Source organism: Ruegeria sp. PrR005 (assembly GCF_010500245.1).
In the GTDB taxonomy this organism is placed as follows: Bacteria; Pseudomonadota; Alphaproteobacteria; order Rhodobacterales; family Rhodobacteraceae; genus Ruegeria_B; species Ruegeria_B marisflavi.
Genome location: NZ_JAAGOX010000018.1, coordinates 10,991 through 34,924 on the forward strand (window position 1 = coordinate 10,991; position 23,934 = coordinate 34,924).

The following is a 23,934-nucleotide window of genomic DNA, read 5'->3' on the forward strand; positions in this document are numbered from 1 at the left end:
AATGATTCCTTTTTTTATTATCTTAAGTCTTCGGGGGAAAGTTTAGTCATGGTCGATCCAAGCCGTTTTACCACCGTTAGCGATAACTCACTTCTGCCGTTCGGCGGCACGCTGATCGCCCAGGGCGACGACAACGAAGAGGGGCCGTTCGACATAACGGCGATCTTCGAGACCGGCTTCAGCTTCGGCAGCCAGACCTTCACCGAAATGCTCATCGGGACAAATGGCGGCGTCACCTTCAACACCGAAAACCCGGAAGTGTTCTTCGGCAATACGCTGAACGCCATCGACTTCTCGATCGCGCCTTTCAACGACGATCTGGATACGCGGACGCTTCCGCCCGGTCCCAATCCGGGGGTCTATTTCGACACCAACACGGATCGCGATTCCGTCGTGGTCACCTGGAACACCATCGGGCGGTTCTCGAACAACGTCACGACACCCAACACGTTCCAGCTCGAGATCATGGATCTCGGCGACGGAGACGCCGAACTGATCTTCCGCTTCTTCGACATGCAGGGCAGCAACGGCCAGTTCCATATGGGCGCCCGAACCGATGACGGTTTGCCGGTGTACCTGTCCGGCGGTGCCGCCACGGATCAGCTTGGCGAGGCCGCCAATCTGGAAACGCTGGTCGGCAATACCGGCGTGGCCGGGGTCTGGCAGATGCGCGTCATCGACGGCCAGCTCCAGCCGACCGACTTTGGCGGCGAAGTGCAGAACGGCAATTCCGCCAACAACACCCTGAACGGCTCGCCGCTCAACGATGTCCTGTCCGGCGGTGCTGGCAATGACACCATCTTCGGTTTCGATGGCATCGACACGCTGAACGGCAACGAGGACAACGATTCCATTCTGGGCGGCGACGATGCCGACCTGATCCATGGCGACGACGGCAACGACACGCTGAGTGGCGAAGAAGGCAACGACTCGATCTTTGGCGATTCGGGCGACGACTCGCTGTTCGGCGGCAACGGCACCAACGAGCTGGAGGGCGGCGCGGGCGCCGACACTCTGGACGGCAGCGGCGGCGGTACCTCGATCGCGGCATACACGACATCCGCGACCGGCCTGCGGGTGGATCTGAGCAACACCGCATCCAACACAGGCGACGCGGTCGGCGACACCTACAGCAACCTCTTTGACCTGCGCGGCTCGGCCTTCGGCGACGAGCTGGTCGGCGACAACAATTCCAACGACCTGTTCGGCGGCGCGGGCAATGACAGCCTCACCGGCAATGACGGCAACGACCTGCTCGAAGGGCAGGAAGACGACGATCTTCTGAACGGCGGTGCGGGCAACGACACGCTTGATGGCGGCCTGGGCGCCGACAACCTGATCGGCGGCACCGGCAACGATTTCGCCAGCTATCGCAACGCCACCTCCGGGGTCGTCGCGGATCTGTTCGACCGCACCCTCAACACCGGCGAGGCGGCAGGGGATACCTATTCCGAGATCCTCGGCCTGACTGGCAGCAAATTCGCCGACACGCTCGGCGGCAATACCGGCAACAACGACCTGCGCGGCGATGACGGCGACGACCTGCTGATCGGGCGCGAAGGCAACGACACGCTGCTCGGCGAAGATCATGACGATGTCCTGGTCGGCGGTCTCGGCGCCGACCAGCTGAACGGGGGCAGCGGGCTCGACACCGCCTCTTATGCCGATGCGGCAACCGGCGTGCTGGCGGACCTGGCAAGTTCCGGCAGCAACACCGGCGAGGCGGCGGGCGATACCTATAACAGCATCGAAAACCTGATCGGCTCGACCTTCGCGGACACATTGCGCGGCGACAACGGCGACAATCTCCTGTCGGGCGGCGCCGCCAATGACAGCCTCGTCGGTTCCGGTGGTGACGATACGCTCCGCGGTGGCGCGGGTGAGGACACCCTTGTCGGAGGCAGCGGCTCCGACACCGCAGACTACTCCGAGGCCGCCGCCGGGCTGAACGCCGACCTGTCCAATTCCGCAGGCAACACCGGCGAGGCACGCGGCGATGTCTATTCCAGCATCGAGAACCTGATGGGCTCGGGTTTTGGCGACACCCTGACCGGGGACAGCGGCGACAACACCCTGTCGGGCATGGCCGGCGATGACCTGCTGCACGGCAACAGCGGAACCGACGGTTTCGACGGCGGCGAAGGGTCCGACACCGTCAGCTACGCGGGCGGCAATTTCGTGGTTGTCGACCTCGAGGACAACAGCGCCAATGGCGGCGAGGCCAACGGCGACACCTTCACCGGTGTCGAGCACCTGATCGGTACCGACAATTCCGACGACCTGTTGGGCGATGACGAGAACAACAACTTCTTCGGCGGCGGCAATGTCGACATCCTCAACGGCCGGGGCGGTGACGACACCCTGCGCGGCGGTGCCGGCAACGACACCCTGACGGGCGGCAGCGGTGCGGACAACTTCATGGTCGAGACCGGCATGGGCAACGATGTCGTCACCGACTTCATCCTGGGCGAGGACAGCATCGACTTCTCTCTGCTCTCCTCGGCCGAACGGGATGCGGTCACCTTCTCGACCAATGGCAGCGGCGACCGTGTCGTCAACCTGGGCGATGGTTCGACCATGACCCTGACCGGTGTGCCCGGCAACAGCGCCCCCACCGGAGCGGTGACGATCTCGGGCACCGCGCGGCAAGGGGAAACGCTCACCGCCAATACCGACGGTGTCTCTGATCTCGATGGCATCGACACATCCACCGAGGCGGGCCAGTGGCTGCGCAACGGCACGCCCATCGCGGGCGCGACCGGCGACACCTATACCCTGACCCAGGCGGATGTCGGCGCCCAGATCTCGGTGCGCTACAGCTACACCGACAATTTCGGCACCAGTGAGAGTGTCACCAGCACCCCGACAGGCGCGGTCGAGAACGTCAACGATGCCCCCACCGGCGCGGTGACGATCTCGGGTATCGCGCGGCAGGGCCAGACCCTGACCGCCAATACCGACGCGGTGGCCGATGCCGATGGCATCAACGAAGCCACCGAGGCGGGCCAGTGGCTGCGCAACGGCACGCCCATCGCGGGTGCGACCGGCGACACCTATACCCTGACGCAGGCGGATGTCGGCGCCCAGATCTCGGTGCGCTACAGCTACACCGACAATTTCGGCACCAGTGAGAGTGTCACCAGCACCCCGACAGGCGCGGTCGAGAACGTCAACGACGCCCCCACCGGCGCGGTGACGATCTCAGGTACCGCGCGGGTGGGCGAAACTCTCAGCGCCAATACCGACGCGGTGGCCGATGCCGATGGCATCATCGAAGCCACCGAGGCGGGCCAGTGGCTGCGCAACGGCACGCCCATCGCAGGTGCGATCAATGACACCTATACCCTGGTGGCCGCCGATGCCGGTGCCCAGATCTCGGTGCGCTACAGCTATACCGACAATTTCGGCACCAACGAGAGCGTCACCAGCGCCGCCACCGGGCCGGTCGCCGGCGGGTCGCTGACCCTGGTCGGCACGCCCGGGCGCGACACGCTCGACGGCGGTGACGGCGATGACGACATCTCCGGGCTTGGCGACAATGACGTCCTGCGCGGCTTTGCCGGCAACGACACGCTGCGCGGCGGCGATGGTGCCGACACGCTGAACGGTGGCGAGGGCGATGATGTCATCATCGGCGGCGCCTCGGGAGCCGATCTGCGCGATGTGGTCTTTGCGGGCGCGGGAAACGATTCCGTCGATGCAGGCGCAGGCAACGACCAGGTCTTTGGCCAGGGCGGCAACGACACCATCGCCGGCGGCGCGGGCGTGGACGATTTGCAAGGTCAGGATGGCGATGACGTGATCACCGGCTCGGCGTTTTCCGATCTGGTTTTTGGCGGCGCGGGCAACGACTTTGTCAACGGCGGCTTCGGTTCCGACCGGATCAACGGCGGCACCGGTGCCGACAAGTTCTTCCATGTCGGTGCCAGCGGCCACGGCTCGGACTGGGTACAGGATTACAACGCCGCCGAGGGCGACGTCCTCCTGTTCGGCATCGGATCGGCCACCCGCGACCAGTTCCAGGTCAACTTCAACCACACGGAAAACGATGCGGGCGAGCGCGCGGGCAATGACGACGTGCAAGAGGCCTTCGTGATCTATCGCCCGACAGGCCAGATCATGTGGGCGCTCGTGGATGGCGCGGGCCAGGGGTCGATCAATCTCCAGATCGGCAGCGACGTGTTCGACCTGCGCCTGCCGTTCGAGGGGCTCTGAGCCGCAACAGGCAAAAGGCGTCTCGCGGGGCGGCTCTAGACGTTCTCTCGCGAAACGCAGAACGTTCAACCTGATCCCTGCGGTGCGCACGGCGTCGCGGGGGGCTTTGTCAACGGCGGCTTCGGCTCCGACCGGATCAAGTGTGGCACGGGCGCGGACAAGTTCTTCCACGTGGGTGCCAGCGGTCACGGCTCGGACTGGGTGCAGGACTATAACGCCGACGAAGGGAACGTGCTGCTGTTCGGCAATGCCTCTGCCACCTGCGACCAGTTACAGGTGACTTTCAACCACACGGAAAACACGACGGCGAACGTGCAGGCAATGACGACGTGCAAAAGGCCTTCGTCATCTACCTACCTACCGGCCAGATCATGTGGGCGCTGGTGGATGGCGCGGGCCAGGGGTCCATCAACCTCCAGATCGGCGCGGACGTGTTCGACCTCCTGGGGTGAAACCCGGCTCCGATGCAGACTCTCAAGGGGCGGACAATCTCCGCCCCTTTTGCCCGTTACCGAGCCCGGAAAACGCCCTGCAGCACTGTACAAAACGGTCAATCCACCACCGGAGGCACGTACAAAACGGTCAATTCAGGCGGGCCTACCCACTTGGCACCCTCCCGCGTACCCGCATCCGACTGGGCTCGGGTTGGCGGTTTCCGTTCCCGCCAATAGATCGTCAGGTTTGATCCGGTTAAATTTCCAACCAGCACCTCAACTGAACAGGCGACCCATTTCTGGCCTGCTGTCCCCTATCCCGGCCAGGTGCAGCATGTGCCAGCCAAGGGCAAGGTTGCTTGAGACCACTGGCACGCCGATGCGTTTTTCGACGGCGGGAATGACATTCAGGCACCGCAGATTGGTGCAGGATACGACAACCGCATCGCAAGGCGCCTGCGCCGCAACCCGTTCGACCGCTGCGGCAATCGACGCCTCCGAAATCCGCGCCACCACCCGGTCGTCACCTTCCTCGAAAGAGCCAAAACCGGCGATCTCGAACCCGGCCTCTTCCAGCTTTCCGCGCATCCCGGCAGAAACTTCTGGAATGTAAGGCGTTACAAAACCAAGTTTTTTTGCGCCAAGATGCCGACAGGCCGCGATGATCGCGGCCAGCGGATCGGTCACCCGCGCCCCGGCGCATACGCTCTCGATCGCACGGGCCACATTCGCCGAACCGATCACGGTCGAGGCCGAGGTGCAGCCGAACCCGATAGCATCGAAGCGCAGCGACGATGGCATCAGCCGGGTCGAGGCGGGCAAATCCTGCTCCATCCGCGCCAGGGTATCGGGCCGGATCTCGGGCACCATCGGAATGCGGCTGTGATAGAGCGCGACACCGGGCAGGTTCATCATCCGTGCGAACTCCGGTTCCAGCGTTTCGTCGGTTTCCAGGACGATCACGCCGAGGGTCGCCCGCGTACCGATGCCGTTGTCAGTGGTGAAATCGATTTTCATAACAACCCCTTAGATGATGGGAAGCTCGGCCGCGGCCCGTTCCGTCAACAGCTCTGCGCCGGCCTTGCGGATAACGATGTTTTCCTCATGCACCATGATCCGCCCATCTCCGTAGCCTAACGAAGGTTCCAGCGTCAGAACCATGTTTTCCACGATTTCGGTGCTGTCCCAGGCCGCGTGGGACGGCCATTCGGTCAACTGCATGCCCAGCCCGTGACCCAGCCGCCCCACATCGCCGCCCTGGTCGTCCATCTCGGCGATAACGCCTTGCATCGCCTGGAAAATATCCCGGCAGGTCGTGCCGGGACGGGCGGCAGCGATGCCAGCTTCGGTCGCGCGCCAGAGCACGTCATAGGCCCGGCGAGAGGCATCGTCGGCACTGCCTATGGCCCAGTTCCGGTCAAAATCGCAGAAATATCCATCCCAGGTCGACCCGGTATCAAGCATCAGGATATCACCGCGCGTAAGCGGGCGGCGCGAGGGTGGCGATATCACGTCGCGATAACCGCCGGTATCTGCGCCCCCCACCAGATAAGGGATGTCGTCAGCCCCCTGCCCCAACATCTCGCGGCGAAAGGCGCGAAACACATCCTCCAGCGGCTGCCCCTGATATGCTAAATCAGGCAAGCGGGCAAAGCTGCGCGAGGCTATTGCGCAGGCATAACCGATCTTTTCGATCTCTCTCTCGGACTTCACCATGCGCAGGCCGCGGATCAGACCGGTGGCATCAGAAATAGACAAATCGCCAAGCCCGGCCAGCAGCCGCTCGTAATCGTTGAGCGGCATACGCAGATGGGTTTCGTGCCCTTTCATCAGACCAACGACTTCCCTGCGCGACGCATGAGGTGCAAGCAATTCGGTCAACAGGCTGATGCCGTCATCGTCCGGGGCGGGCGCGCTCCAGGTCCGGATATCCTCGATCCAGGTCCCACGCATCAGTTCGGCGCCGATCTCGGGGATCACCGCCACCGGCTTGCCCGTGGCGGGCACGAACAGGAACCAGGGACGTGTCGGGCTTTGCCAGAACAGCGTGTGAAACCCGCTGAAATAGCGCATCTCGGGTTCCGTGGTCAGCAACAGCCCGGCCAGCCCGTCCCGCGCCATGGCGGCCTGCGCCTTGGCGGTGCGCATGACGTACTCAGCCTCGGGAAAACCTCTCTCGGGGATCATGGGCATTCGTGCTCCTGTCGGCAAGGCAGACGGTCCTGAACCAGCCTGACCCAGAATTCCGCGCCAATCGGCAACAGCGCATCGTTGAAATCGTAGTCCGAGGAATGGAGCGGCTGACCGTGCGCGCCCTCTTCACCATTACCAAGCAGCAGGAAACAGCCCGGCACCTTGGCCGAAAACTGTGCGAAATCCTCGGAAAAACTCATCGGCGCACGATCGCGAACCAGGTTGCAGCCCGCAGCCTCGGCCGCCCTGTAGACCGCTTCGACCGGGCCAGGCGCGTTGATCGTTTCGACAAACTGCGTATCAAAGGTGACATTGGCGGAAATGCCATGCGCGGCTGCGACGCCCTGTGCCACTTGCCGCATGAGATGTTCCACGGTGCCCCTATCCTCGGGCAAACGGGCCCGGAAATCACCTTTTAGCGTGGCGTTGCCCGGCAGCACATTGCGCTGGCCGTCGGTCACGAACTCGGTGACGGAAACCACTACCCCGGCGGCAGGCGCCAGCTTGCGCGAGACGATGGTCTGAAGCGCAGTCACGATCTCGGCACCGACGGTAATCGCATCCACCCCGGTCTGGGGCATCGAGGCATGGCCGCCCTGCCCTTTGATCGCGATCTCGAACAAGGTCTCGCTGTTGCAGATGATCCCGGCGCGGGTCGAAATCTGCCCTACCGGCGCTCCGGGCAGGTTGTGGATGGCATAGACCTCTTCCACCGGGAACCGCTCAAGCACGCCCTCGTCCAGCATGGCGCCTGCACCCAGCCCGTGTTCTTCGTTCGGCTGGAAGAGGAAGACCACCGTACCGTCGAAATCTGACGATGCCGCCAGCCGCGCGGCGGCGCCGAGCAGCATGGTCGTATGGCCATCATGACCGCAGGCATGCATCACGCCAATTGTCTCGGAGACGTAATCATGTACCGAGGTTTCGGTGATCGGAAGCGCATCCATATCCGCGCGCAAGGCAATCGCACCATTGCCGGTGCCCTTCCTCAACACACCGACAACGCCCACGCCTTCGTGCACCTCAAGCCCGATGTCGCGCAGAAACGCGGCGACGACTTGTTTTGTACGGTCTTCCCGAAACCCAAGCTCGGGATGCCGGTGCAGGTCGCGCCGAAGCCGCATCATCCGAGATTCAAAATCACCCATCCAGGTCCCTTCCCGCCAGTTGCACCATTCATAGCGCAGTCGATTGCGGGTTAGGCATCACCGGGCGGTCACTGCGGCAAAAAGATTTTCGCAAACGGGCGGTTTGGCGACCGGTTTCGATGGATCGTTCCCGGCATTGCTCAGATCGGCAGTTCCAGCCCGACCTTTGTCCGCTCCATCGCCACCGAGGTCCGGAACCGCCTGACATTCGAATTCTCAAAGAACAGCCGGTGCGTCAGCGCCTCGAAATCCTGCATGTCGCGGGCGGTACAGATCAGGATAAAGTCCGCCTCGCCCGTCACATAATAGCATTGCTGCACCTGCGGTTCGGCCTTGGCCCGTTTGCGGAACAGATCGAGTTGTTGCAGCGATTCCCGTTCCAGTTCGACCAGAACGACAAAGGTCATGCGACAGTCGAACTGCGACGGGTCGAGCACCGCGACTTCCTTCTGGATCAGTCTTGCATCGCGCATCCGCTTGAGTCGGCGCTGCACCGAGGGGACCGAAAGGCCGCATTCATAGGCCAGCTGCTCCAGCCCGGCACGGCTGTCTTTCTGCAAGACACGCAGAATCGTCAGGTCAGCGTCATCGAGAACCAGGGACATGTCGAATCCTTACGCTATGGGTCGGGATGTCGAGAAATATTATCGGTCTCCCGGCCGGATATGAACACATCGGCTCGAAAACCTTCTGTAATTTACCCATCATGACACAAGCACAAACCCTCGACTTCGCCCCTGATTTCTCGCGCGCCTTGCAGTTTTTCAGAACTCAGGCGTCTTATGCCGTCTCGCCGCTGCACCAGTTGGCCGGGCCGAATAGCATTACTGTCCTTGCCAAGGACGAAACCGGTCGCATGGGCCTGGGGGCGTTCAAGGCCCTGGGCGCGCCCTATGCCGTCGCACGCATTCTGGACGCCGCATGGCAACAGAAAACCGGCGAGACCCTGACACCCGCGCGTTATCACGATGACGATGTGCGCACCTTCGCGGCAGACTTCACCTTTGTCTGCGCCAGCGCGGGCAATCACGGAATGGGCGTTGCCTCGGGTGCGGCTGCGATGGGCGCCAAGGCGCGTATCCATCTTGCGGCCACGGTGCCCGGCGGTTTTGCGGATCGTCTGCGCGCCCTGGGGGCCGAGGTGGTCCGCTCGGGCAAGGTGTATGATGAAAGTGTTGCCGCCGCCATCGCCGATGCCGAAAGCTCCGGCGCCGTCCTGCTCGCCGATGGCACCTGGCCGGGGTACACCGAAATCCCGAAATGGGTGATGGAAGGCTATTGCGTCATCGCCGAAGAGCTGCGCGAAAGCTTCGAAGCCTCCGGCCAGTGGCCGACCCATGTCTTTCTTCAGGCGGGTGTCGGCGGGCTGGCCGCCGCCATGGCCTATATGATTCGTTTGAACTGGGCGCGACAGCCCGAACTGATCGTCGTCGAACCTGAAGCCGCCGCATGTTTGCAGGCCAGCCACCGTGCCGGGCGCCCAACCCGCGCCGACGGCCCCGAGTCCGACATGGGAAGACTTGACTGCAAGGAGCCCTCCATCGTTGCCTGGGCAGCGCTTGAGGCGGCCGGTGTCACCTATGTTGCGCTCTCGGAAGAGGAAGGCGCCGCGGCTGCCGATGCGATCACCGCATTGGGTATTCCGACTACCCCGTCCGGAGCCGCTGGATATGCCGGAGTTCTCAAGCATCCGATGAAAGCCGCTGATGGAGAGGTGATCCGCCCCCTCATCATCGTGTCTGAAGGCCGAACGTAAGGGGCACAAGCGAATCTTCGCGACGAATGGCACAGACGTCTCGAAGAACATTACTGTCGCTTCACCTTTCGTACCGGTCCGACGGAATTGACCCCGGGCGAACAAGCGAGTTACCCGGGGTCATAAAGTGCTGGAATACACCCATCGGCGGCCTGGCTGCGGACGCAAGCCAATACCTGCGCCCGCCTGCGAAACATGCACACTCGTCTCGAAAAAAAACCAGTAAGGCGGCCACTCACCTCCACCCTACAAAGTGCGCCGACACCTGTGAGACTGACAGACGAAACCGTTTCTGCCTGTGATATTGGTCACAGAACGGCAAAAAATCGTAAACAACTGGAATTCAGGTGAACTGCTCGGAAATCAACCGCTCTTCCAGCCCGTGGCCGGGATCGAAGAGGATACGATGCCGGATCGCGGGCTCGGAACGGATCTCTACCCAGTCGATATCGGGAATCGAGGTTGAATCGGCATCCGCCATGACCGGGCGCTTGTCGGCATCAACGACATCGAAGCGAACCTGAGCCGTCTTGGGCAACAACGCGCCGCGCCATCGACGCGGCCGGAACGCGGCAATCGCCGTCAGGGCAAGGACATCCGAGCCGATCGGCAGAATAGGCCCATGCGCAGAGTAGTTGTACGCGGTCGAGCCAGCAGGTGTGGACAGGAGCGCACCATCGCAAACCAATTCCGCCAGGCGCACCCGCCCGTCCACCGTGATCTTGAGCTTGGCCGCCTGCGGACCCGCGCGCAGCAGCGAGACCTCGTTGATAGCCAACGCCTTGTGAACCTGGCCCGACTGATCCATCGCGGTCATCGACAGCGGGTTGATGATCTCTTCTTCGGCGGCGGCAAGCCGGTCCAGCAGATCGGATTCGGAGTATTCGTTCATCAGGAACCCGATGGTTCCGCGATTCATGCCATAGACCGGAACATCCAGATGCTGCGTCCCGTGCAGCGTGCGCAGCATGTACCCATCCCCGCCCAGCGCGACGATGACCTCGGCATCCCGGGGCGCGACGTTTCCATAGCGGCCGACCAATGCGGCGCGGGCGGTTTGGGCCACCGGGGCATCGCTGGCCAAAAAGGCGATTCTCTGGGGCATCAAATCAAGTTTCCGGTGCTGCGCATTCGGTTCCGAAACAATCATACCTTTCCGCCCTAGACCAGACTTGACGCCGCAGTTGGCCATTTCGTCGCTTTACAGCCTTTTGCGGACGTCCGGTTTCCTATAGGAAATCGCAAAAATCGACCCCCAGCCATGCGGAGCCCCCATGAACGCCAATCTTCGTGACACCGGTTTCTTTACCCAAGCCCTGTCCGACCGTGATCCCGAACTGTTCGGCGCGATCACCCAGGAACTCGGCCGCCAGCGCGACGAGATCGAACTGATCGCCAGCGAGAACATCGTCTCGGCCGCCGTGATGGAGGCGCAAGGTTCGGTGATGACGAACAAATATGCCGAGGGCTATCCGGGCCGCCGCTACTATGGCGGGTGCCAGTTCGTGGACATCGCCGAGAACCTGGCCATCGAGCGTGCCAAGGAACTGTTCAACTGCGGCTTTGCCAATGTGCAACCGAACTCGGGCAGCCAGGCCAACCAGGGTGTGTTCCAGGCGCTGATCAAGCCGGGCGACACCATCCTGGGCATGTCGCTGGATGCTGGCGGCCACCTGACCCATGGCGCGGCCCCCAACCAGTCGGGTAAGTGGTTCAACGCCGTGCAATACGGCGTACGCAAGCAGGACAACATGCTGGATTACGATCAGGTCGAGGCGCTGGCAAAGGAGCACCAGCCCAAGCTGATCATCGCTGGCGGGTCTGCCATCCCGCGCCAGATCGACTTTGCCCGCATGCGCCAGATTGCCGACATGGTCGGCGCCTATCTGCACGTGGACATGGCGCATTTCGCCGGTCTGGTGGCTGCCGGCGAGCATCCCTCGCCCTTCCCGCATGCGCATGTGGCCACGACCACCACGCACAAGACCCTGCGCGGCCCGCGCGGCGGCATGATCCTGACCAATGACGAGGACATCGCCAAGAAGATCAACTCGGCCATCTTCCCCGGCATCCAGGGCGGACCGCTGATGCATGTGATCGCGGCCAAGGCCGTGGCTTTTGGCGAGGCGCTGCGGCCCGAGTTCAAGAGCTATATCCAGCAGGTGGTCACCAATGCCCAGGCGCTGAGCGACCAGCTGATCAAGGGCGGGCTGGATACCGTGACCCATGGCACCGACACCCATGTGGTGCTGGTCGACCTGCGCCCCAAGGGGGTGAAGGGCAATGCCACAGAAAAGGCATTGGGCCGCGCGCATATCACCTGCAACAAGAACGGCGTGCCGTTCGACCCCGAGAAGCCGACCATCACCAGCGGTATCCGCCTGGGCTCTCCCGCCGGCACCACGCGCGGCTTCGGCGAAGCCGAATTCCGCCAGATCGCGGACTGGATCATCGAGGTTGTCGATGGGCTGGCCGCCAATGGCGAGGACGGCAACAGCGCCGTCGAGGAAAAGGTAAAGGCTGAAGTCGCAGCACTCTGCGCCCGCTTCCCGATCTACCCGAACCTCTGATCAGGTTTCCCGTAATTGACATTGCCACCGCCACCGGGCACCCCCGGTGGCGGTTTTGTTTGGTAAAGGTGCAGGGCTGATCATGACAGACGGAACGGGTAACCGCACACGGCGGCTGGAACGCCGCCTGGGCGACTGGATGCGTGCGCGCCTGCCGCATGTGCTGTCGGAACTGGTGATGTTCACGCTGAAACAAGGCTGGGCGGCGCTCTTCGGGGCGCTGTTGCTGATGGGGCTGATCGTCTCGGACCGGATCTGGCAGCCGGGCTGGCCCTTGGCGCGCTATGATGCCTTGCTGATCTATGCGCTGGCACTGCAAGCGCTGTTCCTGCTGACCGGAATGGAAAGCTGGCGCGAGGCGAAGGTGATCGCGCTGTTTCATCTCACCGGCACGGCCATGGAGATCTTTAAGGTGCAAGCCGGAAGCTGGGACTATCCCGGTGACGGTCTGCTGAAGCTTTGGGGCGTGCCGCTGTTTTCGGGTTTCATGTATGCCTCGGTCGGGTCCTACATGGCACGGGTGATCCGGCTCTTTGACATGCGGTTTGCGCCTTATCCGCCCTTTGCTCTGACCCTGCTGCTGGCGGTGGCGATCTATGTGAACTTCTTTGCCCATCACTTTCTGCCGGACATCCGGCCGGCCCTGTTTGCCGCCACCGTCTTGCTCTATGCCCGTACCCGCATCTGGTTCCGTATTGGCGATGCACGCTATTGGATGCCGTTGCCGCTCGCCGCGTTTCTGAGCAGTTTCTTTTTGTGGCTGGCCGAGAATATCGGCACAGCGACACGCACCTGGCTTTATACCGGGCAGGTTGCGGGCGAGATGGTCAGGTTCAGCAAGATGGGCTCGTGGTACCTGCTGCTCTATGTCAGTTTTGTCACCGTCACGCTGATCCTGCGCGACGCGCTCGGCAACAGAGCACTCCGGACCTCTGTTGCCGCATCCGGAGATGCAGTCTCAGGCGTTGGACCGGACGCAGCGCAAGGCGCGGCGCCTTCGATCAGATGATCTTGCGCCAGGCCAGAAAGGCCAGCAGCAGCGCCGCAAAGGCCAAGAGGTTGAACGCCAGCCCGCCCAGCATGCCCAGCCACCATCCCTTGCGCCGGTCGGCAAGATCGATGCTGCGCAAATGCGTCTGCACCTCTCCGGCAGCGGAGAGCAGGTGCGGGCTGTCGAGGGTCAGGCGCAGTTTCGGATGATCGACCATGGCCTCGATCCGCGCCAGATCCATGGCGCGGCGATAGATGCGGCGCGGCAGCCTGTGTTTGGCCCGGCGCAACGCCTGGCGCAGCGACTTGCCACGCACGCCCAAACGCTCGCGTAGCAAGGCCACCGTCACCGCGATCTGATCCTGAATCTGGTTCTGTTCTGTCATCCGCCTGATCCCCCGGCAGATACCCTAGACATTCTGTGCGCCGGTCTCAATGGGGCTGGTCGCGCCATGGCGGGCGCGATATCACGTCCCTATGCTAAACACGATCATCCACGGCTCACCAACCGAATACCCGCCCCTGCTCATCGCCCATGGCCTCTATGGTTCGGGCCGCAACTGGGGCGTAATCGCGCGGCGTCTGGCCGACCAGCGCCAAGTCATCGCCGTCGACATGCGCAACCATGGCGGCAGCCTCTGGTCAGACCGACACGACTACCCGAGCATGGCCGAGGACCTGGCCGAGGTGATCACCCACCATGGCGGTCAAGCAGATGTCATCGGCCATTCCATGGGTGGCAAGACCGCGATGATGCTGGCGTTGAACCACGGCGATATGGTGCGCCGCCTTGTGGTGGCCGATATTGCCCCGGTCCCCTATTCCCACACCCAGCTACCGTTCATCGCGGCAATGCGTGCCGTTGACCTGTCCCGGGTCGAACGCCGCTCGGACGCTGAAGAGATGCTGGCCGAACAGGGTGTCGACAAGGCGTTGCAGAGCTTCTTTACCCAGTCGCTCGACCTGTCCGGCAGACGCTGGCGTCTGAACCTCGACTCACTTGCCGCAAACATGCCCGCAATCATGTCGTTTCCCGAGCCGTCGGGACATTGGGCGGGGCCTGCCCTGTTCCTGGCAGGGGCCGAATCTGACTATGTCCGCCCAGAGCATCGCGACCGCATACGTGCGCTGTTCCCCGCCGCCCGCTTTGCCAAGATACCGGGCGCAGGACATTGGTTGCACGCGGATAAGCCGCGCGAGTTCGAAGCCGCCGCCCGGACGTTTCTGAACGCCTGAGAACGCTACACAAAAGGTGTATCGGCTATTTTCCGGCCGTGCATACGGCAGGCCGCCAAGGAAGCTGTTCCCCCGGCCGCCCGCATGCGTCAAGCCCCCTGATCATAGAGCCGCCGGGCCACCCACCAACTGACCGGCGCTGCGACGACAAATCCCGCGGCGGCCGCCAGCAGGATCGCGTTGAGCGAAACCATCCCGGCGGTCAGCACGGCAATAACGGCGGTGCCCGCCAGAGCGGTCGAGATCAGGCTATACAGAATCGAGGCAAGGCGCATCATGGCCGGTACTCCAGAAAATCAGGCGCGTCCGGCAGTGATATCTCAAGATTCGAATGTGATTTCCTTGATCTCGATCACATTCCGGGATCGACCGGCTCAATCCGGTCCCCCGCCCAGTCGGAAAAACCGCCCAGGTTATAGACCTCGGCATAACCCATGTCCTTGAGCAGCTTGCCTGCCAGCGCAGCCCGCCCGCCCGAGGCGCAATGCAGCACGATCACCCGATCCTTGCGCAGTTCAGGGTCGTGATATGGGGTTTCGGGATCGGCGCGGAATTCCAGCATGCCGCGCGGAATGTGATGCGAGCCCGCCGCGCGCCCGGCCTTTTCCAGTTCCGGCGCATCGCGAATATCGAGCAACAGCGCCCCACTCGCGACCAGTTCCTGCGCCCGTGCGCTGTCGATACGCGGCACCGCCGCGTTTGCGGCGGCCATCATGTCCTTGACTGTCAATGTCATCTGCACTGTCTCCTGATAGGGTCCAGATCAGGATAACATGCCGATTTCGGCAGACGTAAGTCAAATTTGCGCGGGCAAGTCCAATGGGTTGCCCGCGCGACGCTCATCCCGCCTGATACTGCGGCGCCGAGGCCAGAAACCGCCCAAAAGCCTGGGCGTTTGGATAGGAGAACTGTTCGGCCAACGGATTGGCCCGTTTGCGGATCTTGGCGCCCATATCGGCCAGCAACTCGTCGAAATGCTTGAAGTGGAACGGTGCCGAGCAGAGCCCGCCATAGACCTGCGCGGCCGGACGCTCGTTGCGTTTCCAGTTCAGCATCATCTCGATATTGTCGTTCATCTGCCGGGCCGTAGGCTGGTTGGCCAGTTGCCCGTCCGCATAGCGCACCAGCCAGTTGGCAACCATTTCCGCCGACAGGATCGTGCAAAAGGACGAGTTGAACCCGACAAATCCCATATCCGGTACATCCGGGTTCACCGACAGACGATAGACACGGTATTGGCCGTCCGCCTCGATCAGCTTGTCGCGGTATTCCTGCGCAAGATAGGGTATGCCCAATTTCCAACCCACTGCCAGGACCGACAGGTCGCATGGCACCCTGTCGCCTGTGGTCAGCACCACATGGCCCTTTTCATAATGGTCAAATGTACCCTGTATGGGGCGGATCGACCCGTCCTTGAACCCTTCGAACAGGCCGGGGGTGACGATCGGGATCGAGCACGAGACGTCCTTTTCGATCGGCACATCGGGGACCATGTTCCACTTCTTCAACCCCAACTGGGTCTTCAGCATCATCTCCAGCCCGCGGAAGTTCGCCCAGACCAGCGGTTTCAGAATGGCGGCGATCACCCGTTGCAGCGGGGACTTGCCCCATTGGTTGAATTGCTGTTCCTGCGCCCGCATGTAGAGCAAACGCTTGAAGTTGATCCCGCCCACAAAATAGGGCACCCGCCAGACCGGTTCGCGATAGACGAAGGTCACCGATTTGGCGCCGTTGCGGGCGGCATTTACGACCAGGTCGGTTGCCGATTTCGACCCACCCAGAACCACCACATGTTTGCCCTGTGCCAAATCGCTGTCGGTGTACTCCGACGAGTGCATCACCTGCCCGCCCTCGGCTGTGAATTCGTCCTGTCCGGGATGGGTGATGATGTTCTTGTCGGAAAACTGCCCGGTGCAGATCGCGACAAAGTCGAAATCCTGTTGCCGCACCTGACCTGCCGCCTCGATGGTCAGGGTCCAGCCCGGTTTGCCATCGGCCCTGCGGTCCATCGACAGGATGTTGGTATTGAGCTGAAACAGCCGGGTCAGGTCATGCTTTCGGGCGTAGCTGTGCAGATAGGCATGTACCTGCGGTCCCTTGGGCCATTCGGGATAGTCGGCCGGCATCGGCAGATCGGTGTAGCAGTACAGGTCCTTGGGGCTCTGGGTCTGGACATCGGGGTAAGAGCGCGACAACTCCCATACCCCGCCGAAATCATGGGTCCGTTCGAACCCGAAAACGCGATGCCCGCGTTCATCGAACGCCTTTGCTGCGGCAAGACCCGACACCCCGCCGCCAATGACGGCGACGTTCTTTCGTTTTACCATGGGTCTGTCTCCTGCTTACTGAGCGTCGGGCGGCGGCAGGAAATCAACCTCGTGCAGCGCTGATAGCCGCACCAGCTCGGCCGGGTCAGTCACCCCATCGAGCGCCTTGAACAGATCGAAGAGCTTGCGCGACGGCGCCACCCCAAAGACGCAAGTCGCATCCTTGCCCGAGCGGTTGAAGACGCCGTGCGCGACACCTCTGGGCATCCGCACCACGTCACCCGGACCTGCCTTGTTCGCGGTCACATTCCCGGTCTCAAAACCGAAATCGACCTCCAGTTCACCGTCCAGCACCAGGATCCATTCATCCTGCGTCGGATGCACATGCGGCGGCACAAACGTGTCGGCCGGGACCGCGGCGTGCCACATGAACACGTTGTCGCTGTGCAGTTTCGGCGTGTAGGTCTGGCCGACCACGTTCCAGGCCAACCCCTCCAGCCCGGCCTTGGCGGATGTCACTCCGGCAGTTGTTTCCATTTCCCTGTTCTCCTTTTTGCGAGGTGTTTTGGGAAACGCTATGAAGGGGCGCGGCCCCCGAATATCCGAAAAGCGAAATTTTCCGCACATCTTTGCGGGCCGGAAAGTGGAAACACTTTGTGTTTCGGTTTCCTCGAGTCATGCTGATCACATGCTCAGCAAACCGGACAAAACGCCGCTTCAGCGGTTCAGACAGTTCCAGACAAGGGAACTGGACGAGGCACGCGCGCTGGTGGCCCGGAATTTTTGCGGGCATCGCCTTGAAAGAGAATCACGCGCCGACCGGCTTGATGCCTGCCAGCACCGGGCCGGCGGCAACGGTCTGTTCTACAACTACATCCGCTATGGCGCCGATGTCATGATTGAACCCGGCGAGCTTGGATCCTTTTACCTGATACAGGTTCCGATCCGAGGCAGTGCGCTGATCCGCAACGGGACGAGCGAGGTTGAAACCGGCGCCACAACCGCCTCTGTCCTCAACCCCGACCGGCATACCCGGATGCGGTGGAAGGAGGGCTGCGAACAGGTGCTCCTCCAGATAGGCAAGGCGCGGTTGACCTCGGTGGCAGAGGCGTTGACCGGAAACAGCCTTCAGGCTCCGGTTCGCTTTGATCCCAGCATCGACCGTACCCGCCCCGAAATGCAGCGTTGGCTGGGGCTGTTCCGGCGCGCGGTCTCGGCGGTGGATCACGGCGGCTTGCTGGACCCCGATCAGGCGCTGAGCCGGACGCTCGTCGAAGACGAGTTGATCATGGGGTTCCTTCAGGCTCAACCCAGCTCGATCTCACCCCTGCTGGAACGCCCCGAAACCGGCTCGCTGACGCCGCATGTCCGGCGCGCGCGTGAATACATGCAGGCGCATCTGGCCGACCCGCTGACGCTGGCCGATATCGCGGCTGCTGCTGGAACCTCGCCCCGCAACCTGCAACTTGGCTTCAGCCAGTTGTTGGAAATGACGCCGCTGGCTTATCTGCGGCTGCTGCGCCTGAACTTCGCCCGCTATCTGTTGCTGGAAAGCCCGCCACAGACCACAATCGCCAGCATTGCAGGGGCCGCCGGTTTTGCACATTTGGGCCGGTTTTCGGCCCAATACACGGCCCGTTTCGGCGAAGGGCCAAGCCAGACACGCAAGCAGCGCTATCTGATCTGACCCGACGCCGACCAAGGTCAATCGCAGGCAGCCGTGACGATGACCTCGACCTTGAGCGTATCGCGCGCCAGACGCGCCTCGCCGCAGGCCCGCGCGGGGGCGTGTCCTTCGGGCACCCAGGCATCCCAAACCGCGTTCATCTCGGCGAAATCGGCCATGTCGGCAAGCCATACGATGGCTTGCAGAATTCGCGTGCGGTCCGAGCCCGCCTCGGCCAGCAGGGCATCGACGCGCGCCAGGCAATCTCGGGTCTGGTCGGCCACGGTTGCGCCATCGCCTACCTGCCCGCACAGATAAGCGGTGCCGTTATGCTTGACGACCTTGCTCATGCGCTGGCCGGTGCCGATACGGGTGATGGTCATTGTCTTGTCTCCGAAAAGAAGTTTTCGAACCCTTAGCACCGGACGTCAGCGTCCTCCAGTGCGAAGCAGTCAGAACAGGGCTTCCCCTCAAGACCCAACGCCATGCCCCCCGGATGCTTATGAATGGTGAGCGACCATTCGTCTATGGCTCGGGGGGCTGGGAGTAGACAATCGGTTTATCGGGAAACTTGGGTCCCTTTGGCGGCGGTGTCCACGGTGGATCGATCTCGTGCGGCTGAATGTGCTGTGGGTTGGCGAACCAGTCGAACGGGTTGTACTTGCCCTTTACCTGCGCAAGCGTGCCCAGATAGTCGGCCCAATAGGCGTTCGGGGCGTCCTTGATTCCCGGTCGGGGGTAATTCTGGTAAGACTGGCCATTCATGAACGGCGACATCAGCGCCATGAAATCATCCAGCCAGTCAATGTTCTTTTGATAGTCCTCCTGCCGGAACCAGAAAACCTCGAGGAACAGGTTCATATAGACCTTGCGGTGGATGAAGGAATTCGGATCATCGCCTCGTGCGATTGCCCCGCCATACGGCTCCATACCGATGTCATTCCACGGGTTCGGACATGTCGCCATGAAGTCGAACATTACCTTCCAGTCCGTCGCGTCGAGCATCTTGTCGATGTAGCCTGACTGTTTCTCCTCGAACACATAGTCGGGAGCGGACGGGATCGGCACCGGCTCGTCCAGCAGTCTGTGGTTCAACTCGACATAGCGTCCGGTCATCTGGATATCGAAATGTGTGCCGGGAAGGTCACGCAAAGGCTTGATCACCGCAGCACAGCTTTGCGCATCTCCATTGTATAGGCCGCGCATGTAGAAACGCGGCTGGTTATCGGCCATCATCACCGCACACTGGTAACCCAGCTTTTCAAGCGCCGGGCCGACTATGTAGTCTTGCTGTAACATGACCAGTGCCGCCGGGGCATCGGCGGCGTCCCAGCTCAGCCCGAAACCGTACATGTCCCCCACTTCGTGAAGCTGGTACGTGATGCTGAGCAGGACGCCAAAGTTGCTCCCCATCCCGCCGCGCACGCACCAATAGAGATCGGAATTGGTCGTTTCATCGGCGATGACGATTCCGCCGTTCCACAACATCATTTCAAACTGAACGACATTGTCGCAATTCATCCCGAACTCGTGCGAGGTGAACCCGTATCCGCCGCCCTGCATATACCCGCCGACGCAGACATCGTCACAGCCGCCACCGGGCACGTGCAGGCCGAAATCGGACAGCACTGCGTTGAGACGGTGAAAGGACGTACCAGCGCCGACAATCGCGCGCCGCGTCACCCGGTCGACCCACACGGAATTGATCCGGCTCAGATCAATGACCATGCTGTTGTTGATCGAGAATCCTGCCGAACTGTGACCACCCGACCGGCAAACGGGCTTCAGATCGTGCGCAGACGCAAAGGCAAGGCAGTTCCGAACGTCGCTGTAACACTCGCAATAGACAATGATCTCGGGGAAGAATTGAAACTGTCGGTAGAACACCTGTCGCGCCGCGTCATAGTCGGGGTCACCGGGAACGACCACCTGCCCGCGAACCTGCCTTTCGAACATTCCTAGCTGATCATGTGTGAAAGGCGCGCGCCATTTCACTTGTTCGGAGGCGGCCGCGCTACGGGCACGAATGCGTACTTCCTTTGCGTGCTTGGCGGAACTACGTCTTTTCATAACTGCGACCTCTCCACTAGTGAGGGAAATGAAAACTCAAATCAGGATTGCAAACAGAAACCTAATCCCTTCCCTCTCCCCGAATAATGAGCGTATAGTTTGTTTATGCCAACCGCGTGTAACGTTTCTTTTGTTAAAAAGTGCTTTTTGTCCGGCACACATCGAACGGCCGATCCCACGGATACGTGGGCGCGAATCAAGCCGCTTTTCCCGGACATCGGAATTACTCGGGTCGCGGATGTCACCGGCCTGGATTGCATCGGAATTCCTGTGTGCAATGCAATTCGCCCGAATGCCCGATCTTTGTCTGTCTCCCAGGGGAAAGGGGTCGGATTACCACAGGCGCGGGTTTCGGCGGCGATGGAGGCGATAGAACTCTTTCACGCCGAGAGAAAACTGAATGACGTTGAACAGGCCAGTTTCACACGATTGGGACGTGGCAACGCGGTCGATCCGCGCGACCTGTCTTTGCTTCGGGACGATACCCAGGAATTGCCGGACATTCCCATTCATTGGGTGCAGGGCCATGACTTGATCAATGGTCGCCCGGTTCGCGTGCCCCGCGATCTTGTCAGCTGTGATCTGCGCCGCAATGCTCCGACGGATGGAATCTTTCTGACCAGTTCCAACGGGCTTGGCGCAGGAAACACAAAAGAAGAGGCCATTCTTCACGCGGTCTGCGAAGTCGTCGAACGCGACGCGACATGCCTGCATCAGGCCGCGAGCGCCAGGTTCGGCGGCGAACCGGCCCTGGTCGATCCAGATACGATAGACGACCCCCTGTGCCTGTGGTTGATGGAGCGGATCACAAGCGCCGAAATTGACCTGCATGTGTGGGTTCAGCTTGGCGACTTGCCGATACCCTCTTTCGGATGTGCGATTTCGGACCGTCACGGCGGCAAGTTTCCCGGGGCGCCGATTGGCACATTCCAGGGATATGGATGCCATCCCGACCGGGGTATCGCCCTCTCACGCGCGATCACCGAAGCCGTCCAATCCCGGCTGACCTATATCGCCGGGGCGCGCGACGATCTGTTTCGCGACGATTACGCCAGCATCCAGACAGCGCGCAATCGCCGTGGCTGGCTTTCCTGGCTGGACGGCAAAGGGCCGATGATGGATTTTCGCCACTCGCCAAGCTGGGCAAGCGACGCCGTGTCTTTCGACCTGGAGACAATGCTTGAAATGCTCGCACGTCAGGGCTTTGACCAGGTCATATCGGTTGACCTCACTTTGAGCAGGATCGGCATTCCGGTTGTCAAAGTCATCATTCCGGGACTGGTCGAACCGACGATTGGAAACCAGGCGCCAAGAGGCGAAAGGGTCGACGGCTTTCTTGAACGGTTGAACCTGATCATGGCGGGGATGAACGGCGATCATCGCATGGGGTACCCGGCATGAGCGACATTGTCGTCTTCTTGGGGCCGACGCTGTCCCGTCAGGAAGCCGGGCGTGTGCTGGACGCGCATTTCCTGCCGCCGGTTTCGCAGGGCGACATAATCTCGGTTGCGAATGACAATCCCAAGGCTATCGGGATCATTGACGGATATTTTCAACTGGTGCCCGCCGTCTGGCACAAGGAGATCCTGTACGCGCTGGACAAAGGCATTCCGGTCATCGGCGCGGCCAGCATGGGCGCGCTGCGGGCCGCCGAACTGGATGCGTTCGGCATGGTGGGTGTCGGGCGCATCTATCAATGGTACCGCAGCGGATTCCTGGAGGCCGATGACGAAGTCGCGGTCATCCATTCGCCTTTCGAGATCGGCCACCGCCCCCTGAGCGAAGCAATGGTCAATATCCGTGCCACCCTTGATCTTGCGGTTCGCAACAATACCCTGTCGAAGCAGAGCGCCATAGCCCTGTTGGAGGCCTGCGCGGCGACACCCTATTGGGAAAGAAGCTTTGACAGGCTTTTGGCCGATGCAAAAAGGCTGGGACTATCCGACAGCGAGTTGACAGCGCTGGAACGCTGCGAACGGGTGGATCAGAAACGGAGCGATGCTCTGGAAATGCTGGAACGGATGGCCCAGAGCCCGGCCGCTGGAGCAGCCGCGCCGGATTTCCGGTTCAACCGGACCAGCAAGTTCGACCGGCTCATGGATCAGGATACCTGTCTAGCGCGCAATGGGGATGCCCGCATAACCATCAGCGTATTGGCGGACTTTTACCGGCTGCACGGCAACAGGCTGTTTCCTGGCGCGGGTTCATTGGCGCTGGCCCAGGCTGGTGGCAGGGCAAACGACGTTGTTGACGCCTTGCGAGCAGAGGGACGTCTGGACGTCGTCCTCAACACTGCTGTGGCCTGTGATCAGAGCGACGGCCTGCGCCCCTGTGAGGGAGACGACAGGGTCGTGCTGGAGCAGTATTGCCGTCAGGCAGGTTTGAGACCGGATCATACGATCGGTGAACTTGGACAGGCTGTTGGACTGAATGACAGCGAAAGATTTTTTGAACGGTTGCATCGTTTCACTTTGAGGAGCCCGTAATACGCATGACTGCCCGAGCCGACACCGCCGGTCCCGACACCAACAGTGCTGCCACCACCCGGGAGCTTGTCTATCGATTTCACCAGACGTTGGATGGATCCTTTCCCGAGGCGCCCTCGACTCTGGGGCCGAACAGTTACATCCTTTTATGCTCGATCGCGCGGCAGCCGACCAACGCGGGACAGCCGCCGGTCATCCTGGATCTTGGCTGCGGTTCCGGACGGCTGTTGCAGATGCTTGTGGAACTGGGATTGCCACAGGAAAACCTGCACGGGGTCGATTTCGTGCCTGAGCAGATCGCCCGTGCAAGACAACGTCTGGGTTCTGCCGCTATCAAACTTGCCTGCGCGCAATCTCAGGATCTGCCGTTCGGGTCCGGGTCGATCGACCGCATTGTCATCCATATGGGCTTGGCAACCATGCTGCCGCTAGAGCGTACACTGTCCGAAATCAACCGCGTCCTGACCCCTGGCGGAAAACTTGCCGTCATCGTTGATGGCCAGGCGCGACCGGACACGATCGACCAGATGTATGCAAAGATCATCTATCAAGCCGTCTCTGAAGAGCAACCAGACCTGATTTTACATGCCACCGGCGACAAGAGAGCCTGCGATCCCGTGGCTTTGTGTGACCTGGCCGACCGGCATACCGATCTGGTCTTGGAAGGTGAGGTCAAACCTTTTGAGCTTTTGCTGAGAATGGCGTGTTGGGAGTATCTGAGCTTTCTCGAAGGCGAATATCTTTGGGAACTCTTGAGCAACTCTGGGCGAGACCGTGTCCGAACTGCGGTCCTGAAGCTGTTCGAGGCGCACAAGAACGAACCGGCGACGATCCCGCTGGCGATGCAGTTGATGGTGTTTGAAAAGCGTGCAAACCCGCCTGCGGCAGAGTAGACGCCGGCCC

General features: G+C 61.6%; 22 protein-coding genes. 10 read left to right on the forward strand and 12 right to left on the reverse strand.

The window, feature by feature from the left end; translation table 11 throughout:
• Positions 1-48: 48 nt before the first annotated feature.
• Both G0P99_RS11900 and G0P99_RS24950 read left to right on the forward strand, forming a co-directional pair.
• Positions 49-4,215: a hypothetical protein gene (locus G0P99_RS11900; RefSeq protein WP_164130037.1), complete on the forward strand. Its 4,167-nt coding sequence runs from the start codon at positions 49-51 to the stop codon at positions 4,213-4,215.
• 329 nt (positions 4,216-4,544) lie between these two features.
• Complete coding sequence (locus G0P99_RS24950) at positions 4,545-4,667, forward strand: hypothetical protein (protein ID WP_255455783.1); 123 nt, start codon at positions 4,545-4,547, stop codon at positions 4,665-4,667.
• A gap of 258 nt (positions 4,668-4,925) precedes the next feature.
• Here G0P99_RS24950 and G0P99_RS11905 read toward each other — a convergent pair whose 3' ends face one another.
• The 4 genes from G0P99_RS11905 to G0P99_RS11920 form a co-directional block, all read right to left on the reverse strand.
• Complete coding sequence (locus tag G0P99_RS11905) at positions 4,926-5,666, reverse strand: aspartate/glutamate racemase family protein (protein WP_164130038.1); 741 nt, start codon at positions 5,664-5,666, stop codon at positions 4,926-4,928.
• 9 nt (positions 5,667-5,675) lie between these two features.
• The gene (locus tag G0P99_RS11910; protein WP_164130040.1) at positions 5,676-6,842 is read right to left on the reverse strand and encodes a Xaa-Pro peptidase family protein; all 1,167 of its coding nucleotides are present in this window, start codon (positions 6,840-6,842) and stop codon (positions 5,676-5,678) included.
• On the reverse strand, positions 6,833-7,990 hold the full coding sequence (locus tag G0P99_RS11915) for an amidohydrolase (protein ID WP_164130041.1): 1,158 nt from the start codon (positions 7,988-7,990) through the stop codon (positions 6,833-6,835). The genes G0P99_RS11910 and G0P99_RS11915 overlap by 10 nt, the downstream gene beginning before the upstream one ends.
• A gap of 140 nt (positions 7,991-8,130) precedes the next feature.
• Positions 8,131-8,595 carry an Lrp/AsnC family transcriptional regulator gene (locus G0P99_RS11920; protein WP_164130044.1) on the reverse strand — a complete coding sequence of 155 codons (465 nt, stop codon included), beginning with the start codon at positions 8,593-8,595 and terminating at the stop codon, positions 8,131-8,133.
• 101 nt (positions 8,596-8,696) lie between these two features.
• Here G0P99_RS11920 and G0P99_RS11925 point away from each other — a divergent pair, with 101 nt between their 5' ends.
• Positions 8,697-9,746 carry a diaminopropionate ammonia-lyase gene (locus G0P99_RS11925; protein ID WP_164130047.1) on the forward strand — a complete coding sequence of 350 codons (1,050 nt, stop codon included), beginning with the start codon at positions 8,697-8,699 and terminating at the stop codon, positions 9,744-9,746.
• 343 nt (positions 9,747-10,089) lie between these two features.
• Here G0P99_RS11925 and G0P99_RS11930 read toward each other — a convergent pair whose 3' ends face one another.
• A complete protein-coding gene (locus tag G0P99_RS11930) occupies positions 10,090-10,851 on the reverse strand; it encodes an NAD kinase (protein ID WP_164130049.1) in 762 nt (253 codons plus the stop codon).
• Between the two features lie 169 nt (positions 10,852-11,020).
• Between G0P99_RS11930 and glyA the strand changes: the two genes are divergently transcribed.
• Complete coding sequence (gene glyA, locus G0P99_RS11935; protein WP_164130051.1) at positions 11,021-12,316, forward strand: serine hydroxymethyltransferase; 1,296 nt, start codon at positions 11,021-11,023, stop codon at positions 12,314-12,316.
• An 82-nt stretch (positions 12,317-12,398) separates the two neighbouring features.
• Positions 12,399-13,325 (forward strand): DUF817 domain-containing protein, encoded by a 927-nt coding sequence (locus G0P99_RS11940; protein WP_239059794.1) that lies wholly within the window; start codon positions 12,399-12,401, stop codon positions 13,323-13,325.
• Here G0P99_RS11940 and G0P99_RS11945 read toward each other — a convergent pair.
• Positions 13,318-13,692 (reverse strand): hypothetical protein, encoded by a 375-nt coding sequence (locus tag G0P99_RS11945; RefSeq protein ID WP_164130053.1) that lies wholly within the window; start codon positions 13,690-13,692, stop codon positions 13,318-13,320. The two genes, G0P99_RS11940 and G0P99_RS11945, sit on opposite strands and share 8 nt — an antisense overlap.
• 91 nt (positions 13,693-13,783) lie before the next feature.
• On the opposite strand from G0P99_RS11945, the gene G0P99_RS11950 reads away from it, so the two are divergent.
• Entirely contained in the window at positions 13,784-14,542 is a 759-nt protein-coding gene (locus G0P99_RS11950) for an alpha/beta fold hydrolase (protein WP_164130055.1), read from the forward strand.
• 89 nt (positions 14,543-14,631) lie between these two features.
• On the opposite strand, the gene G0P99_RS11955 is transcribed toward G0P99_RS11950, so the two are convergent.
• The 4 genes from G0P99_RS11955 to G0P99_RS11970 form a co-directional block, all read right to left on the reverse strand.
• Positions 14,632-14,820 (reverse strand): hypothetical protein, encoded by a 189-nt coding sequence (locus tag G0P99_RS11955; protein ID WP_164130057.1) that lies wholly within the window; start codon positions 14,818-14,820, stop codon positions 14,632-14,634.
• Positions 14,821-14,894: 74 nt separating this feature from the next.
• Entirely contained in the window at positions 14,895-15,278 is a 384-nt protein-coding gene (locus tag G0P99_RS11960) for a rhodanese-like domain-containing protein (protein WP_164130059.1), read from the reverse strand.
• A gap of 103 nt (positions 15,279-15,381) precedes the next feature.
• On the reverse strand, positions 15,382-16,869 hold the full coding sequence (locus G0P99_RS11965) for an NAD(P)/FAD-dependent oxidoreductase (protein ID WP_164130061.1): 1,488 nt from the start codon (positions 16,867-16,869) through the stop codon (positions 15,382-15,384).
• Positions 16,870-16,884: 15 nt separating this feature from the next.
• Entirely contained in the window at positions 16,885-17,346 is a 462-nt protein-coding gene (locus tag G0P99_RS11970; protein WP_164130062.1) for a cupin domain-containing protein, read from the reverse strand.
• Positions 17,347-17,497: 151 nt separating this feature from the next.
• Here G0P99_RS11970 and G0P99_RS11975 point away from each other — a divergent pair, with 151 nt between their 5' ends.
• The gene (locus G0P99_RS11975) at positions 17,498-18,496 is read left to right on the forward strand and encodes a helix-turn-helix domain-containing protein (RefSeq protein WP_164130064.1); all 999 of its coding nucleotides are present in this window, start codon (positions 17,498-17,500) and stop codon (positions 18,494-18,496) included.
• 17 nt (positions 18,497-18,513) lie between these two features.
• On the opposite strand, the gene G0P99_RS11980 is transcribed toward G0P99_RS11975, so the two are convergent.
• A complete protein-coding gene (locus tag G0P99_RS11980) occupies positions 18,514-18,858 on the reverse strand; it encodes a RidA family protein (RefSeq protein ID WP_164130066.1) in 345 nt (114 codons plus the stop codon).
• A gap of 142 nt (positions 18,859-19,000) precedes the next feature.
• Positions 19,001-20,431, reverse strand: a complete 1,431-nt coding sequence (locus G0P99_RS11985) for an FAD-dependent oxidoreductase (RefSeq protein WP_164130068.1) — start codon at positions 20,429-20,431, stop codon at positions 19,001-19,003.
• A 219-nt stretch (positions 20,432-20,650) separates the two neighbouring features.
• On the opposite strand from G0P99_RS11985, the gene G0P99_RS11990 reads away from it, so the two are divergent.
• Genes G0P99_RS11990 through G0P99_RS12000 form a run of 3 tightly spaced genes read left to right on the forward strand, consistent with a single transcriptional unit; the run spans position 20,651 to position 23,924 of the window.
• Entirely contained in the window at positions 20,651-21,946 is a 1,296-nt protein-coding gene (locus tag G0P99_RS11990; protein WP_239059795.1) for a YcaO-like family protein, read from the forward strand.
• The gene (locus tag G0P99_RS11995) at positions 21,943-23,031 is read left to right on the forward strand and encodes a TfuA-like protein (protein WP_164130072.1); all 1,089 of its coding nucleotides are present in this window, start codon (positions 21,943-21,945) and stop codon (positions 23,029-23,031) included. The genes G0P99_RS11990 and G0P99_RS11995 overlap by 4 nt, the downstream gene beginning before the upstream one ends.
• Before the next feature lie 5 nt (positions 23,032-23,036).
• Entirely contained in the window at positions 23,037-23,924 is an 888-nt protein-coding gene (locus G0P99_RS12000; protein ID WP_164130074.1) for a class I SAM-dependent methyltransferase, read from the forward strand.
• The last annotated feature ends 10 nt before the right edge of the window (positions 23,925-23,934 follow it).